Origin of the sequence: [Clostridium] scindens (assembly GCF_019597925.1) — a bacterium.
Lineage (GTDB): Bacteria > Bacillota > Clostridia > Lachnospirales > Lachnospiraceae > Clostridium_AP.
This window is the reverse complement of sequence record NZ_CP080442.1, coordinates 2421791-2436403: the sequence shown is the minus strand read 5'-3', so window position 1 is coordinate 2436403 and position 14613 is coordinate 2421791. Positions and strand designations below refer to the sequence as shown.

At 50.2% G+C, this 14613-nt stretch carries 15 protein-coding genes; 11 read left to right on the top strand and 4 right to left on the bottom strand.

All coding sequences use genetic code 11. The features are described from left to right. Positions 1 to 68: 68 nt before the first annotated feature. The 4 genes from K0036_RS11730 to K0036_RS11715 are packed head-to-tail and all read left to right on the top strand — an operon-like array spanning position 69 to position 4088. Positions 69 to 827 (top strand): class I SAM-dependent DNA methyltransferase, encoded by a 759-nt coding sequence (locus tag K0036_RS11730; protein WP_173694824.1) that lies wholly within the window; start codon positions 69 to 71, stop codon positions 825 to 827. 13 nt (positions 828 to 840) lie between these two features. Then, positions 841 to 1716, top strand: coding sequence for an Hsp33 family molecular chaperone HslO (gene hslO, locus K0036_RS11725; protein ID WP_220429793.1), 876 nt, complete (start codon positions 841 to 843; stop codon positions 1714 to 1716). A gap of 18 nt (positions 1717 to 1734) precedes the next feature. Continuing rightward, on the top strand, positions 1735 to 3654 hold the full coding sequence (locus tag K0036_RS11720; protein WP_220429792.1) for an NAD(+) synthase: 1920 nt from the start codon (positions 1735 to 1737) through the stop codon (positions 3652 to 3654). A 5-nt stretch (positions 3655 to 3659) separates the two neighbouring features. Further along, positions 3660 to 4088 carry a C-GCAxxG-C-C family protein gene (locus tag K0036_RS11715; RefSeq protein WP_155855078.1) on the top strand — a complete coding sequence of 143 codons (429 nt, stop codon included), beginning with the start codon at positions 3660 to 3662 and terminating at the stop codon, positions 4086 to 4088. Between the two features lie 90 nt (positions 4089 to 4178). Here K0036_RS11715 and K0036_RS11710 read toward each other — a convergent pair whose 3' ends face one another. Next, a complete protein-coding gene (locus K0036_RS11710; RefSeq protein ID WP_025643144.1) occupies positions 4179 to 4862 on the bottom strand; it encodes a S1 RNA-binding domain-containing protein in 684 nt (227 codons plus the stop codon). Positions 4863 to 5038: 176 nt separating this feature from the next. Between K0036_RS11710 and K0036_RS11705 the strand changes: the two genes are divergently transcribed. Together K0036_RS11705 and K0036_RS11700 are read left to right on the top strand one after the other, a co-directional pair. Next, positions 5039 to 6685, top strand: a complete 1647-nt coding sequence (locus tag K0036_RS11705) for a putative manganese-dependent inorganic diphosphatase (protein ID WP_025643145.1) — start codon at positions 5039 to 5041, stop codon at positions 6683 to 6685. Between the two features lie 40 nt (positions 6686 to 6725). Continuing rightward, positions 6726 to 7295, top strand: a complete 570-nt coding sequence (locus K0036_RS11700; protein ID WP_025643146.1) for a flavin reductase family protein — start codon at positions 6726 to 6728, stop codon at positions 7293 to 7295. A gap of 52 nt (positions 7296 to 7347) precedes the next feature. Here the strand turns inward: K0036_RS11700 and K0036_RS11695 are convergent, their stop codons facing one another. Continuing rightward, complete coding sequence (locus tag K0036_RS11695) at positions 7348 to 8730, bottom strand: MATE family efflux transporter (RefSeq protein WP_025643147.1); 1383 nt, start codon at positions 8728 to 8730, stop codon at positions 7348 to 7350. A gap of 126 nt (positions 8731 to 8856) precedes the next feature. Here K0036_RS11695 and K0036_RS11690 point away from each other — a divergent pair, with 126 nt between their 5' ends. Genes K0036_RS11690 through K0036_RS11675 form a run of 4 tightly spaced genes read left to right on the top strand, consistent with a single transcriptional unit; the run spans position 8857 to position 12090 of the window. Then, on the top strand, positions 8857 to 9597 hold the full coding sequence (locus K0036_RS11690; protein ID WP_220429791.1) for a polysaccharide deacetylase family protein: 741 nt from the start codon (positions 8857 to 8859) through the stop codon (positions 9595 to 9597). A 32-nt stretch (positions 9598 to 9629) separates the two neighbouring features. Further along, positions 9630 to 10352: a tRNA threonylcarbamoyladenosine dehydratase gene (locus K0036_RS11685; RefSeq protein WP_025643149.1), complete on the top strand. Its 723-nt coding sequence runs from the start codon at positions 9630 to 9632 to the stop codon at positions 10350 to 10352. Positions 10353 to 10384: 32 nt separating this feature from the next. Then, the gene (locus K0036_RS11680; RefSeq protein ID WP_220429790.1) at positions 10385 to 11701 is read left to right on the top strand and encodes a replication-associated recombination protein A; all 1317 of its coding nucleotides are present in this window, start codon (positions 10385 to 10387) and stop codon (positions 11699 to 11701) included. Between the two features lie 26 nt (positions 11702 to 11727). After that, a complete protein-coding gene (locus tag K0036_RS11675; protein ID WP_025643151.1) occupies positions 11728 to 12090 on the top strand; it encodes a metal-sensing transcriptional repressor in 363 nt (120 codons plus the stop codon). 22 nt (positions 12091 to 12112) lie between these two features. Here K0036_RS11675 and K0036_RS11670 read toward each other — a convergent pair whose 3' ends face one another. Next, complete coding sequence (locus K0036_RS11670) at positions 12113 to 12706, bottom strand: ATP-binding protein (protein WP_220429789.1); 594 nt, start codon at positions 12704 to 12706, stop codon at positions 12113 to 12115. 84 nt (positions 12707 to 12790) lie between these two features. Here K0036_RS11670 and K0036_RS11665 point away from each other — a divergent pair, with 84 nt between their 5' ends. Then, a complete protein-coding gene (locus tag K0036_RS11665) occupies positions 12791 to 13459 on the top strand; it encodes a Crp/Fnr family transcriptional regulator (RefSeq protein WP_025643153.1) in 669 nt (222 codons plus the stop codon). On the opposite strand, the gene K0036_RS11660 is transcribed toward K0036_RS11665, so the two are convergent. Beyond that, a complete protein-coding gene (locus K0036_RS11660; RefSeq protein WP_220429788.1) occupies positions 13456 to 14508 on the bottom strand; it encodes a helix-turn-helix domain-containing protein in 1053 nt (350 codons plus the stop codon). The two genes, K0036_RS11665 and K0036_RS11660, sit on opposite strands and share 4 nt — an antisense overlap. Between the last annotated feature and the right edge of the window lie 105 nt (positions 14509 to 14613).

The following is a 14613-nucleotide window of genomic DNA, read 5'->3' as shown; positions in this document are numbered from 1 at the left end:
TACACTTTTTGGATAATTCTGTTATACTATATATGGTATTGGAGTGTCAGGATAAAAGGAGTGAAGGGATGGAAGCATATACGAATTTTGCCGAAGTGTATGATACGTTTATGGACAATGTGCCTTATGACGAGTGGGCAGATTATATAGAGAGAATGTTGAAGGAGTACCAGATAAGTGACGGGCTGGTGCTGGAACTTGGCTGCGGCACAGGAAGCATGACAGAGTTGCTCTCAGCAAAGGGCTATGATATGATAGGCGTGGATAATTCCGAGGATATGCTGGAAATTGCTATGGAAAAGCGTCTGAACAGTGGCCATGATATTCTATACCTGCTTCAGGATATGCGGGAGTTCGAACTGTATGGCACGGTGAGGGCGGTGCTAAGCGTCTGCGATTCCGTGAATTATGTGACGGATGAAGAAGAATTGCAGGAAGTATTCTGTCTGGTAAATAATTATCTGGATCCCCAGGGTATATTTATCTTTGACTTTAATACAGAATATAAATACCGGGAAGTATTGGGAGATAGGACATTCGCGGAAGAGCGGGAGGAATGCAGCTTCATCTGGGATAATTATTATGACGAGGAGCAAGGGATCAATGAATATGAACTGACCTTGTTTGTGCAGAGCCAGGAAGATCCGAAACTGTATCGGAAATACCAGGAGGCGCATTACCAGAAGGCGTATACTTTGGAAAAGATAAAGAATCTGATCGAGCGGGCAGGGCTTAGATACCTTACGGCTTATGATGCCTATACCAGGGATGTGCCCATGTATGACAGCGAGCGCATCTGCGTGATTGCCCAGGAATATGGAAAATAAAAGGAGTATGAGAATGGAAGATTATATTGTAAGAGCGACAGCGGCAAATAACCAGATCCGGGCATTTGCCGCTACAACAAGAGAAATGGTAGAGACGGCAAGGGAGCATCATAACACCAGCCCTGTGGCTACGGCGGCACTCGGCCGTCTGCTGAGTGCAGGCGCTATGATGGGAAGCATGATGAAGAATGATACGGACATGCTGACCCTCCAGATCCGGGGGGACGGGCCTCTGGGCGGAATAACCGTTACAGCGGACAGTAAGGCCAATGTAAAAGGCTACGTCAATAATCCTGACGTGCTGCTTCCGGCCAAAAACGGGAAACTGGATGTAGGAGGCGCTGTCGGTATCGGACTTTTGCAGGTGATCAAAGATATGGGACTCAAAGAGCCATACTCTGGGCAGACGATTCTGGTCAGCAGCGAGATCGCGGAGGATCTGACCTATTATTTTGCCAATTCTGAGCAGGTGCCATCCTCTGTGGGGCTTGGAGTCTTGATGAATAAGAACAATACGGTGCGCCGCGCCGGCGGATTCATCATCCAGCTGATGCCGTTTGCCCAGGAAGAGACGATCGCCAGGCTGGAGGAGAATCTTAAGAATGTCACCTCCGTGACCGAACTGCTGGATCAAGGCTATACGCCCCAGCAGCTGCTGGAAGAACTCCTGGCTGGCCTGGACCTTGAGATTACGGATACCATTCCGACCCGGTTTTACTGCAACTGTTCCAAGGAACGGGTAGAAAAGGCGATCGTAAGCGCAGGCAAGAAGGAGATCCAGAAGATGATCGATGACGGAGAAGAGATTGAAGTAAAATGCCATTTCTGTAATGCAGCATATAAGTATTCGGTGGATGAACTGAAAGAAATCATAAAACGGAGCAAATAAGAAAGCGGGAGGATGAAGATGAGACATGGATTTGTAAAGGTAGCGGCAGCCACTCCGGATATCAGGGTGGCGGATGTTGCCTATAATACGCAGAAGATCTGCGGCCTGATTGACGAGACCGTCAAGGAAGGAGCCAAGGTGGTGGCATTTCCGGAATTGTGCGTGACGGGATACACCTGCGGCGACCTGTTTGCCCAGGAAGTACTGCTAAAGGAGGCTAGGGCAGCCCTCCATAAGATCGCGCGCCATACAAAAGGAAAGGATGCGCTGATCTTCGTCGGCGTCCCTGTGGCGGTGGAAGGAAAACTGTACAATGTGGCGGCTGCCCTGAACCAGGGAAAGATCTTAGGCCTGACCACCAAAAGCTTCCTTCCAAACTATGGAGAATTCTATGAGATGCGCCAGTTTACCGAGGGACCATCTGCGGCAAGGGAGATTCTCTTTGATGGAGAGAAGATGCCCTTCGGACCGCAGCTTCTGTTCGTGGCAGATTCTATGGAATCGCTGGTGGTATCCGCAGAGATCTGCGAAGATGCCTGGTCCAGCGTTCCTCCCAGCATAGAGGCCGCAAGGGAAGGGGCAGTGATCATCGCGAACTGCTCCGCCAGCGATGAGACCGTCGGAAAATCTACCTATAGAAGAAATTTGATTGAAGGACAGTCTGCCCGCCTGATCTGCGGCTATCTCTATGCAAATGCAGGGGAAGGGGAGTCTACCACGGATCTGGTATTTGGCGGACATAATCTGATCGCCGAGAACGGGAGCGTGCTGAAAGAAGGCAGGCGCTTTGAAAATGGCGTTATCTACACGGAGATAGATATTAAGCGCCTGCTTGGGGAGAGAAGGAAGAATACCACCTTCCAGACTGCGAAAGAGCCAAAACTGATCCGCATACCATTTACGATCTGCAAGGAGGAGACCGCGCTTACCAGGACGTTTCCTTCCAGGCCCTTCGTGCCGGAAGAAGAAGGCGAGCGGGCACGGCGCTGCGAGGAGATTCTGATGATCCAGGCCATGGGGCTTAAGAAGCGGATCTCCCATGCAAGGGCGAAAAGCGCGGTAGTCGGAATCTCCGGCGGCTTAGATTCTACCCTGGCGCTGCTGGTGACCGCAAAGGCATTCGACGCCCTTGGGATGGATCGCAAAGACATTGTCGCGGTGACCATGCCCTGCTTTGGCACCACAGACAGGACGTATCAGAATGCCTGCAAGATGTCCCGCAAGCTGGGAGCCACATTGAGAGAGATCCCGATCGGAGCATCCGTCGAACAGCATTTTAAAGATATCGGCCATGACCTTGACGACCACAGCGTCACCTATGAGAACTCCCAGGCAAGGGAGCGGACCCAAGTGCTGATGGATGTGGCCAACCAGGCAGGCGGGATCGTGATCGGTACCGGAGACATGTCGGAACTGGCCTTGGGATGGGCGACCTACAATGGAGATCATATGTCCATGTATGGAGTAAATGCATCCGTTCCCAAAACTCTGGTAAGGCATCTGGTTCACTACTATGCGGACTCCTGCGAGGATGCGGAACTAAAAGCCGTGCTCTATGATGTGCTGGATACTCCGGTAAGCCCGGAACTGCTTCCTCCAAAGGACGGAGAGATCGCGCAAAAGACGGAAGATCTGGTTGGACCCTACGAATTGCATGACTTTTTCCTGTACTATCTGCTCAGATTCGGATATGAGCCGGGAAAGATATACCGGATTGCAAAACGCTCCTTTGAAGGTGAATACGATGAGGAGACCATCTATAAGTGGCTTCACACTTTCTGCCGGAGATTCTTCACCCAGCAGTTCAAGCGTTCCTGCCTGCCGGATGGCCCGAAAGTAGGAACCGTGGCCCTTTCGCCGAGGGGCGACTGGAGAATGCCAAGCGATGCCTGCTCAGATATATGGCTGGAAGAATTAGAAAAGGAATGCAAGAGGTAAAGGAGATGAATGGAATGAAGGGCAACAAAGAACTTGCTGTCAAAAAGTTTAAGCAAGGTTATAATTGCTGCCAGGCAGTGGCCTGCGCATACTGCGAGGAACTGGGAATCAAGGAGGAGGATGTCTTCCGGCTGACCGAAGGGTTCGGCCTTGGCATGGGCGGCCTTCGGGATACCTGCGGGGCTGTAACGGGAATGTTCCTGGTGATAAGTTTGGCAAACAGTGCCGGCGATATGGAACATCCTTTGAAGACCAAGATGGATACCTATGCCAGATTCCGGGAGGCCGCCAGGAAGTTTACGGAAAAGAACGGCTCCATCTATTGCCGGGATCTTAAGAATATGGACGGGCCCCAGCCGCTGATCTGCTGTACCCAATGCGTGGAGGATGCGGCCGCGCTGATTGATGAGATGGAATTTGGACAAGAGTCATAGCAGAATAGAAAGTTTTTTAAGAAAATACGGCCGGAATCTGACGCCATGGCAGGCGCCGATTCCGGCCGTATTCTTTTTTCTATTCGTTTCTTAGAACTTGAGATCCTTGAACAGATCTCCAAGGCTGGTTCCGATGTTCTCAGATTTAGGAATCTCCACTTTTTCTACCGGTTCTTCCTGTACTTCTTCCAAAGCCTTCATGCTGAGGCTGATCTTGCCGTCTTTTACGCCAATGATCTTAACGTTTACTTCCTGGCCTTCCGTCAGCACGTCTTTTGGAGATTTCACGCGCTTCTGGCTGATCTGGGAGATATGCACCAGGCCGGACAGGCCATCTTCCAGGCGTACGAACGCGCCGTAGGTCTGCAGGCTTTCTACCTTGCCGGTCAAGACGCTTCCTACTTTGACATTGGCAATCTTTTCTTCCATGGCCTTTTTCTCTTTCTCCTTGAGGATTTCGCGGGCAGACAGCACGAGGCGGTTGTTTGCCTGGTCTACGTCGATGACCCTAACTTCGATATCCTTTAAAAGATACGTCTCCAGATCCTCGATATAAGATAAGGACAGCTTGGATGCAGGAATGAATCCTCTCAGTCCCTCTACCATGGCAATGGCGCCGCCGTTAACGATACCTTCTACCTTTACCGGAAGAACGGTCTTGTTGTCCATATATGACTGCACCAGATTCCATGGATTGGCATCGTCGAAATGTTCCTCCAGATCTGCCATTGTTTCTTCTTGCTTTGCTTCTTCTTGTAATAATTCTTCGCTCATAGTATTATCCCTTCCTAATAGTAAGACTCATATGTTTTCACATGCTGTTTCTAGTATAGCATATAATAGGCGGTATGTTCAAAGAAAAAAACACATATTCTGGAATTTGTGGTTGACGAAACCCTAAAAAGATGGCACTCTTACTTTAAGAACTTATGATTAGGGGATGTTGAACTATGGGAAAGAAATCAAGCAAGGTATACATTGTGGGACATAAGAATCCAGATACGGATTCCATCTGCTCGGCTATTGCATACGCGCACTTGAAACGCGAAGTTACGGGGAATGAATATGTTGCGAGAAGAGCAGGACAGATCAATGAAGAGACGCATTACGTGCTGCAGAAATTCAAGGTAGACGCGCCGGATCTGCTTCAGAATGTCAAGCTTCAGGTCAAGGATATGGATATACATAAGATTGACGGGATTGAGCCAAATGTGTCCATCAAAGACACCTGGGCAAAGATGAAGGAAAACAATGTAAAGACCATACCGATCCTGAAGGATGAGGAACTGGTCGGCGTCATCTCGACGGGGGACATTGCCACATCTTATATGGATGTCTATGATAATCGGGTACTTTCAGACGCCAAGACGCAGTACAAGAATATCATAAAGACCTTGGACGGCACCTTGGTCACTGGCAATGAGCACGGCTATTTTACAAAAGGGAAGGTGGCGATCGGGGCTTCCAATCCGGACTTGATGGCTGAGTTTATTGAGAAGGATGATCTGGTCATACTGGGAAACCGGTACGAATCCCAGGCCTGTGCAGTGGATATCGACGCTAGCTGCCTGGTGGTCTGCCAGGGAGCCAAGGTATCGGAAGAACTGGTGCAGAAGGCGGAAGAGAGAAGCATCGTCATTATCAGCACGCCTCATGATACATTTACGGCAGCCAGGCTGATCAACCAGAGCATCCCGGTCAAGCATTTTATGAGCAAGACGCCTCTGGTTACCTTCCGTATGAGCGACTACGTGGAAGATATCAAGGAAGTCATGACAAAGAAAAAGTTCCGCGACTTCCCCATACTGGACCGGCATGGCCGCTTTAAAGGCTTTATCTCCAGGCGGCGCTTCATGGATGTAAGCAAGAAGAAGGTGATCCTAGTGGATCACAATGAGAAGTCCCAGGCAGTGGACGGCATCGAAGAAGCCGATATCGTGGAGATTATTGATCATCACAGACTGGGGAATATTGAGACTATGGGGCCGGTATTCTTCCGGAACCAGCCGGTTGGCTGTACGGCGACGATCGTCTATCAGATGTACGAGGAGGCTGGCGTTAAGATCACGCCAACCATCGCCGGACTTCTGTGCTCCGCGATCATATCCGATACCCTGCTGTTTCGTTCTCCTACCTGCACTGCTGTGGACGAGAAGGCAGCAAAGAGACTGGCCAAGATCGCAGACATCAACCTGGAGCAGATGGCTCAGGAGATGTTCCGGGCAGGAAGCAGCCTGAAGGGAAAGAGCGCGGAGGACATCTGCTTCCAGGACTTCAAGCAGTTTACCGTCAATGACATGGTGTTCGGCGTGGGGCAGATCAACTCCATGAACCGGGATGAGCTAGAAGAGATCAAAGAGACTCTGATGCCGCATTTGCCGAAGGTATTGGAATCCCATAAGCTGCAGATGATCTATTTCATGCTGACGGATATCCTGGATGAATCTACGGAACTGCTGTGCTTTGGCAATGGGGCAAAGGCGTATATCATAGATGCCTATGATCTGAGAGAAGATGCGGATAAGATTATCCTGAAAGGCGTGGTATCCAGAAAGAAACAGCTGATTCCGACTCTGGTAGGAGCGCTTCAGCAATAGGCATACAGGAAATATGAAAAAGACAGGAAGGAATGAAAGAATGGGAAGACAGGTGTGGAGGCCGGGCAATATGCTGTATCCGCTGCCCGCGGTGATGGTAAGCTCGGCGGATAAGGAAGGAAATGCCAATATATTGACGGTGGCATGGACGGGAACGGTCTGTTCAGACCCAGCCATGCTCTATATCTCCGTCAGGCCGGAGCGTTATTCCTATCACATGATCAAGGAGACCGGCGAATTCGTGGTCAACCTGACCACAGAGTCGCTGGCCTATGCTACAGACTGGTGCGGCGTCAGATCCGGGAAAGATGTGGATAAATGGACAAAGATGCATCTGACAAAAGGAGCGGCCGAGAAGCTTCGCTATGCGCCGATTATACAGGAAAGTCCGGTGAATATCGAATGCAAGGTGACAGAAGTGAAGGAACTGGGAACGCATCATATGTTCCTGGCAGAAGTGGCGGCCGTCCAGGTAGATGAAGCATATATGAAAAAGAACGGAAAATTCGAACTGAATTCCACAGGGCTTTTGGCCTATTCCCATGGAGAATACCTAAGTCTCGGGAAGACTCTTGGAAAATTCGGATGGAGCGTGAAAAAGAAAAAATAGCAAAAAAGGATATGTCCTGCACAAAATGGCAGGACATATCCTTTTTGCTCTATCAGTCTTCCAATGGCTTTACCTTCAGCCGGTAGATGCGCCGAAGGAGCAAGGTGGACAGGATAACGGAGACGATCTCCGCGATCGGGATGGACCACCACACCATGGAAAGCCCGAAAAACCTGGCGAACAGGTAGGCAACCGGAAGGATGACTACAAGCTGTCTGGCAACCGATACGATCAGGCTGTACACGCCGTTTCCAAGCGCCTGGAAGACGGAGCCAACGATGATGCAGTAGCCTGCGAACAGGAAACTAAGGCTGATGATCCGAAGCGCGGGCACGCCGATGGACAGCATGTTTTCGGAAGCGTCGAACAGATTCTTAAGCAGGAATCCGGAGCAGGTCTGGAAGATGATCAGGCCTATGATCATAATCGTCACAGCGATCAGGACGCTTAGCTTGGCGGCCTGCGTGATCCGCTTCTTATTCCTGGCACCGTAATTGTAGGCGATGATCGGAATCATTCCATTATTCAATCCAAATACCGGCATGAAGATAAAACTCTGCAGCTTGAAGTACACGCCGAATACGGCAGCAGCCGTAGAAGAGAACATCAGCAGGATCTTATTCATTCCAAAGGTCATGACAGACCCGATGGCCTGCATAATAATAGAAGGAATGCCTACTTCATAGATGATGGCGATGGTCTTAGCGTGGGGACGGAATCCCTTCAGGCTAATATTGATCTCTTTATTCCTGGTAGCATTAAAATAAAAGGACATGGACACTGCCACCACCTGTCCGGTTATGGTAGCCAAGGCGGCCCCGGCAACTTCCATCCTGGGGAAGCCGAACAGTCCAAAGATCATGATGGGATCCAGGATGATATTGATGATGGCTCCGGTTCCCTGGGTGATCATGTTGTAGATCGTCTTTCCGGTCGACTGCATCAGGCGCTCGAAGGTAATCTGTAGGAAGATTCCTGCGGAACACAGCGTGATGATGGTAAGATATTCCGTGCCGTATTTGACGATGGTCTGGTTATCCGTCTGCAATGCAAAGAAGAAGTGGGAGCCTAGAAGCCCAACTACTGCAAATACGATACAGCTTGCAATTCCAAGAAACAGGCCATTCTTGGCGGCACTGTCAGCGCCTTCAAAATTTTTTTCTCCCAGATTCCTGGAAAGCAGCGCGTTGATGCCGACGCCAGTACCGGATGCTACCGCGATCATCAGCGTCTGAATCGGAAAGGCAAGCGACACTGCGGTCAGGGCGTCCTCGCTCAGCTGGGCAACAAACATGCTGTCTACAATATTGTACAGTGCCTGCACAAGCATAGAAATCATCATGGGCAGAGACATAGTGATCAATAGTTTCGGAACCGGCATGGTTCCCATCTTATTTTCCCTTTCGGGATATTCTTTCGTCTGTATATCTGACATATTCTTTCCTCCTAAACAACATTGGCTATTATAACATTCTCCAATATATATTGCAATGGTTTACATACTGCTTTGCCTATCCTCATATACATGAAATGAAGCGCAGATCATCAGAGGTAGTGCCGGATGGAGAGAATCAAGAGGCATAAAATAAAGATATTATGCGGGCTGCTGTATACCTTCTGCCTGTTCAATCTGCTGGGTATATCCATGCATACCGGGCAGAATGAAAACAAGCCTGCAAAGGAATCCAAAGAGGAGGAAGCCGTGCCGGATGCGGTGGAGTATGTAAGTTCTTCTATGGTAGCGGAGGCTCCGAAGATCGCCATCACATTCGATGACGGGCCAAGCGCCCATTGCACGGGAAGACTCTTGGACGGACTGAAGGAAAGGAATGTAAAAGCCACTTTCTTTCTGATCGGAAAGAATGCCAAGGAAAATCCCGAACTTGTGAAACGGCTGTTTGAAGAAGGGCATCTGGTCGGAAACCACACATACAACCATGTGGATATCGCCAAAGTGTCGGATGACGAGGCTAAAAAGGAGATCCTGGATACGGATGAGGTCATCTATTCCATTACGGGAAAGCATGTGGAATACATGAGGCCGCCTTTTGGCATCTGGCAGCGCAGGCTGGAATTAGACCTGGAAGTGCTGCCGGTCATGTGGAGCATAGATCCGCTGGACTGGACCACAGAGAATGTGGATGAAATTGTGAATAAAGTAGTGACGGAAGCCGAGGAAAATGATATTATTCTATTGCATGACTGTTATGATTCCAGCGTGGACGCTGCCCTTCGCATTGTAGATATCCTTATGGAGAAGGGGTTCGAATTTGTAACCGTGGATGAACTGATCCTGGATTAGATAAGATGAAAAGGTATAGATGGTAGAAAGAAATGATAAATGAATTTTCAAGAACAGAACGATTAATCGGAGAAGAAGGACTTTTAAAGCTTCGCAGGACCTGCATCATGGTGCTTGGCGTGGGGGGCGTGGGCTCCCACTGCATAGAGGCGCTGGCAAGAAGCGGGGTTGGCAGGCTGATACTGGTTGACAATGACAAGGTCTCGCTGACCAATATCAACCGGCAGTCCATCGCTTACCACAGTACGATTGGCCGGTATAAGACGGAAGTGATGAAAGAAAGGATCGCAGATATCTGCCCGGAAACGCAGGTGACTACACATGAGACATTCATTCTTCCGGAGAATCTGGAAGAGATATTTAAAGAGCGGCCTGACTATATCATCGATGCCATCGATACGGTGACGGCAAAGATAGCCCTGGCACAGAAGGCATTGGAATGCGGGATTCCGATTATCAGCAGCATGGGAACCGGGAATAAGCTGCATGGCGAGATGTTTGAGATTGCTGACATCAGCAAGACTTCCGTGTGCCCGCTGTGCAAGGTGATGCGTAAGGAACTGAAAGCACGGGGAATCCGGCATCTGAAGGTATTATATTCCAAGGAAATGCCAGTGGATGTATCAGACCGGGAGACAGAAGAAGACGCGGGGCGCCGCAGAGCCCTTCCGGGGAGCATATCCTTCGTTCCTCCGGTTGCGGGGCTTCTGATTGCAGGCGAAGCCATACGGGATCTGCTTGCAGAACAGGAATAACAGGCGTAAGATTGTGAAAGAGGGAATGGAAGATGGATTTATTTGACTACGTTAGAGAAAAGAATATGGACAAGGAAGCACCGCTGGCTTCCAGGCTGCGGCCGTCCACGCTGGAAGAGGTGGTGGGGCAGCAGCATATAATAGGAAAAGACAAGCTGCTTTACCGCGCGATCAAGGCGGACAAGCTAAGCTCTATCATATTTTACGGACCGCCGGGAACTGGGAAGACGACGCTTGCCAAGGTGATCGCCAATACTACCAGCGCCGAGTTTACCCAGATCAATGCTACGGTTGCCGGGAAAAAAGATATGGAAGAGGTGGTAGCCAGGGCCAAAGAAACCTTGGGCATGTACCAGAAGAAGACCATCCTTTTCGTGGATGAGATTCACCGGTTTAATAAAAGCCAGCAGGATTACCTGCTTCCATTCGTGGAAGACGGGACCCTCATCCTGATCGGGGCCACTACGGAGAATCCATATTTCGAAGTGAACAGCGCATTAATCTCCCGTTCCAGCATCTTTGAACTGCATCCTTTGGACAAGGAGGATATCAAGACGGTGATCCGCCGCGCAGTCTATGATGTGGAAAAGGGCATGGGCAGCTATGATGCGGTGATCGAGGAAGACGCGCTGGAATTTCTGGCTGACATCTCTGGCGGAGACGCAAGAAATGCGTTGAATGCCGTTGAATTGGGGATTCTTACCACAGAAAGGAGCGAGGACGGAAAGATTCATATCACGCTTTCTGTGGCATCGGAGTGCATCCAGAAAAGGGTAGTCCGCTACGATAAGACAGGGGACAACCACTATGATACCATCTCTGCATTTATCAAGAGCATGCGGGGATCTGACCCGGATGCTGCCGTATACTATCTTGCGAAGATGCTGTATGCGGGAGAAGATATCAAGTTTATCGCAAGGAGGATTATGATCTGCGCTTCCGAGGATGTGGGAAATGCAGACCCTATGGCGCTAACGGTGGCGGTGTCCGCGGCACAGGCAGTCGAGCGGATTGGGATGCCGGAAGCGCAGATCATCCTGTCCCAGGCAGTGCTATACGTGGCAACCGCGCCTAAGAGCAATTCGGCCACCAACGCGATCTTCGGGGCCATGGAAAACGTAAAGAGCCAGAAGACCAGCGTACCGGCTCATCTTCAGGATGCTCATTATAAAGGGTCCAAGAATCTGGGCCACGGCATCGGCTATAAGTATGCCCATGATTATCCCCGCCACTATGTGAAGCAGCAGTATCTCCCCGAAGAGATCAAGGATGCCAGGTTCTATGAGCCGGGGGACAATGGGAAGGAAAAAGAGATCAAAGAGTGGATGGAGTATTTGAAAAAAGGATAGAAGTATAAGAAGGTGGATGAAACACTATGGAACATACAGAGAAAGAGCAGATGACGCCCCACAGCCATGAGGATGGACTTTATGATCATCAGCATGAGCACCATAGCCATGAGCATGGCCACGTGCATAGCCAGCAGGAAAAGAAGGCGGTCATCAATCGCCTGTCAAAAGCCATCGGCCACCTGGAATCCGTAAAACGGATGGTAGAGAAGGATGCCGACTGCAGCGACGTGCTGATTCAGTTGGCAGCAGTACGCTCGGCCATCAATAATACGGGCAAGGTGGTCTTAAAGAATCACATGAACCACTGCATCGTGGAAGCGGTGGAAGAAAATGACCTGGAAGCCATTGAGCGGCTGAACCAGGCCATAGACAAATTCATGAAGTAAAATATCTGAAAGAATAGTTTGACTAGAGGATCGCGCCGTTGATCCCGATGGTGACTACTTGGCAGGGGATAGATCGGCCGCTTGCCTTAAGCGCCTCTTTTGCGGCGTATTCGATGCCGCCGCAGCAGGGGACTTCCATGCGCAGGACAGTAAGGCTTCGTATGTCATTGGATTTCAGGATCTCGGCAAGCTTATCCGAATAATCGACAGCATCCAGCTTGGGGCAGCCGATCAAGGTAATCCGGTTTTTGCCAAACTGCCTGTGGAAGTCGGCATAAGCATAGGCGGTGCAGTCGGCCGCAATCAGCAGATCCGAGTCGTCAAAATAGGGAGCCTGGGTGGGAGCCAGTTTGAGCTGCACGGGCCATTGATTCTGAGTCTTAGCCAGATGTTCTTTTACGGCTGCCTGGTCGTAGGCCGGGGCTTCCCTCTCTTCAAAGGTGATGGCGTTCGCGGGACAGGCCGGCAGGCAATCTCCAAGGCCGTCGCAGTAGTCCTCGCGGGTCAGGCGGGCTTTCCCGCCTATCATCTGGATCGCGCCTTCGTGACAGGCATCTGCGCAGGCGCCGCATCCATTACATTTCTCTTCATCTATTCGAATGATTTTTCTGATCATTGTCTTACCTCCTTGATTTGATAGGCTTAGTCTACTACAATGTTAGAAAAAGTTATGTTGTATTTCCAACGAAAGAGGCAGAAAATGAAAAATGATCTGAGAATTTTACGGATGTCCCCGCTATTTAAAGGGGTGAAAGAGCAGGATATGGAAGAGATGATATCCTGCCTGAATGGCCAGGTAAAGACCTATGGAAAGAATGAGCGGATCCTTACGGAGGCGGAGACGCTTAAAAGAGTGGGGGTGATCCTGGATGGATGCGTGCAGGTGGAAAGTGAAGACGTATTCGGGAATCGGAATATTCAGGAGAAGCTGGAGCCGGGCGAACTGTTCGGGGCCGCGTATGCCTTTGCAGGCATAACGGACAGCCCGGTCAGCATCACTTCCATATCTGAGAGTAAGGTGCTCTTTCTCGAGGCTGGCCGTATCCTTTCCGTCTGCCCGACGGCCTGCCCCTTCCATCAGAAGATGGTTGAGAACATGGTATATATTCTGGCAAGAAAGAATGTGATGCTCAGTGAGAAGATCGGCCATATCTCGAAAAGGAGCACGCGGGGAAAATTACTGTCTTATCTGTCGTCACAGTCCAAAAAAGCTGGAAGCCGGCACTTCTTTATCCCATTTAACAGGCAGGAACTGGCAGACTATCTCTGCGTGGAAAGAAGCGCCATGTCGGCGGAACTTAGCAGATTAAAAGGCGATGGCATCCTGGATTATAAGAAGCACGAGTTCTGGCTGTCCGGCCAGGATTAATCCTGGGCATACTTTTTAACCAGATCCCAGAACTTTGGATTGCCGTGGAGAAACGCCAGGCATTCGTCTGTCTTCATGGAATCAGCCAGGCTTGAAGGGAGATGGTCCTTAAGGAATGTCCCTCCATTTTCCTGCAGGTGGCGGTATAGCGGGGAGGCACTTATATCCCAGCTGGCTTGGGACGCTTCCAGAAGCTTTTGGAGGAACTCAAGCGTCTTGGATTCATCTTTTTCTGATACGGCCAGCTGGAAGCCTGCCACATAGGAGTTATAAGTCCACAGGTCATATAGATAGGCAGTCTGTTCAGAGACTTTGGCTATATAGGAGGCAGCCTCCATATCCTGTTCCTTTAGCGCGATATCCAGCATGAGGAGAAGCGTTGACTGGATATTGCCGGCGCTTCCAAGCAATTCCCTCTCCAGCAGCTGCGAGGCTTCCAGAACCTTGTCCTGTCGAATGTAGAGATTGCTTTGCAGAAATACATGGTTGAAGGATGACTTGGGAACTTCCTTGTCCTCATCCAGCAGTTCCTGGGCTTTTGCATATTCCCCGCGGGATACGGACTTGCTGATCACCATGGCTCTGGCCAGGCCCCGAATCGTCCTATCATCACTGTGAGAAGCCCGTTCGTACAGTTCTTCTATGCGTCCCAAGTATGGTCCGTCATCTTCGCCGGACAACAGATGCAGGTAGCCCTCAAGCGTGGCGGCAGCCAGGTACGCCAAGGCATCACAGTTGGGATACTGGGCAGTCATATCCATGGCAGATTCAAAGCCGGCTGCGAATCCTTTCTCCTCGATCATCTGGCATAGATCGGCGCAGAACTGGTCCACCTCCTTCCTGCTTAGATCCTCCTGAAAAGAGAGCAGGGTGTTAAGGTCTGTGCCCAAAAGCCTTGCCAGGGCAGGAAGCAGGGTGATGTCCGGATAAGAACTCCCGGTTTCCCACTTGTGGACGGCCGGGGCGGACACGCCAAGGCGGGAAGCCACCTGCTCCTGGGTCAGATTCATCTCCTTGCGTCTGGTACGTATCATTTCATTGATTTTCATATCGTTGTTCCTCCTATTCATCTGTGCATCTTCGGATTAAGAATATCATAGCAGAGCTTCCGGCCTCAGACAATGGAGGGAAAGTTAACTAATGGGACAATAAAT

Coding starts and splice junctions, on each gene's coding strand:
- K0036_RS11730 (WP_173694824.1), top strand. CDS start 69: ATGGAAGCATATACGAATTTTGCCGAAGTGTATGATACGTTTATGGAC.
- K0036_RS11680 (WP_220429790.1), top strand. CDS start 10,385: ATGGATTTATTTGACTACGTTAGAGAAAAGAATATGGACAAGGAAGCA.
- K0036_RS11720 (WP_220429792.1), top strand. CDS start 1,735: ATGAGACATGGATTTGTAAAGGTAGCGGCAGCCACTCCGGATATCAGG.
- K0036_RS11660 (WP_220429788.1), bottom strand. CDS start 14,508: ATGAAAATCAATGAAATGATACGTACCAGACGCAAGGAGATGAATCTG.
- K0036_RS11685 (WP_025643149.1), top strand. CDS start 9,630: ATGATAAATGAATTTTCAAGAACAGAACGATTAATCGGAGAAGAAGGA.
- hslO (WP_220429793.1), top strand. CDS start 841: ATGGAAGATTATATTGTAAGAGCGACAGCGGCAAATAACCAGATCCGG.
- K0036_RS11695 (WP_025643147.1), bottom strand. CDS start 8,730: ATGTCAGATATACAGACGAAAGAATATCCCGAAAGGGAAAATAAGATG.
- K0036_RS11710 (WP_025643144.1), bottom strand. CDS start 4,862: ATGAGCGAAGAATTATTACAAGAAGAAGCAAAGCAAGAAGAAACAATG.
- K0036_RS11705 (WP_025643145.1), top strand. CDS start 5,039: ATGGGAAAGAAATCAAGCAAGGTATACATTGTGGGACATAAGAATCCA.
- K0036_RS11715 (WP_155855078.1), top strand. CDS start 3,660: ATGAATGGAATGAAGGGCAACAAAGAACTTGCTGTCAAAAAGTTTAAG.
- K0036_RS11670 (WP_220429789.1), bottom strand. CDS start 12,706: ATGATCAGAAAAATCATTCGAATAGATGAAGAGAAATGTAATGGATGC.
- K0036_RS11675 (WP_025643151.1), top strand. CDS start 11,728: ATGGAACATACAGAGAAAGAGCAGATGACGCCCCACAGCCATGAGGAT.
- K0036_RS11665 (WP_025643153.1), top strand. CDS start 12,791: ATGAAAAATGATCTGAGAATTTTACGGATGTCCCCGCTATTTAAAGGG.
- K0036_RS11690 (WP_220429791.1), top strand. CDS start 8,857: ATGGAGAGAATCAAGAGGCATAAAATAAAGATATTATGCGGGCTGCTG.
- K0036_RS11700 (WP_025643146.1), top strand. CDS start 6,726: ATGGGAAGACAGGTGTGGAGGCCGGGCAATATGCTGTATCCGCTGCCC.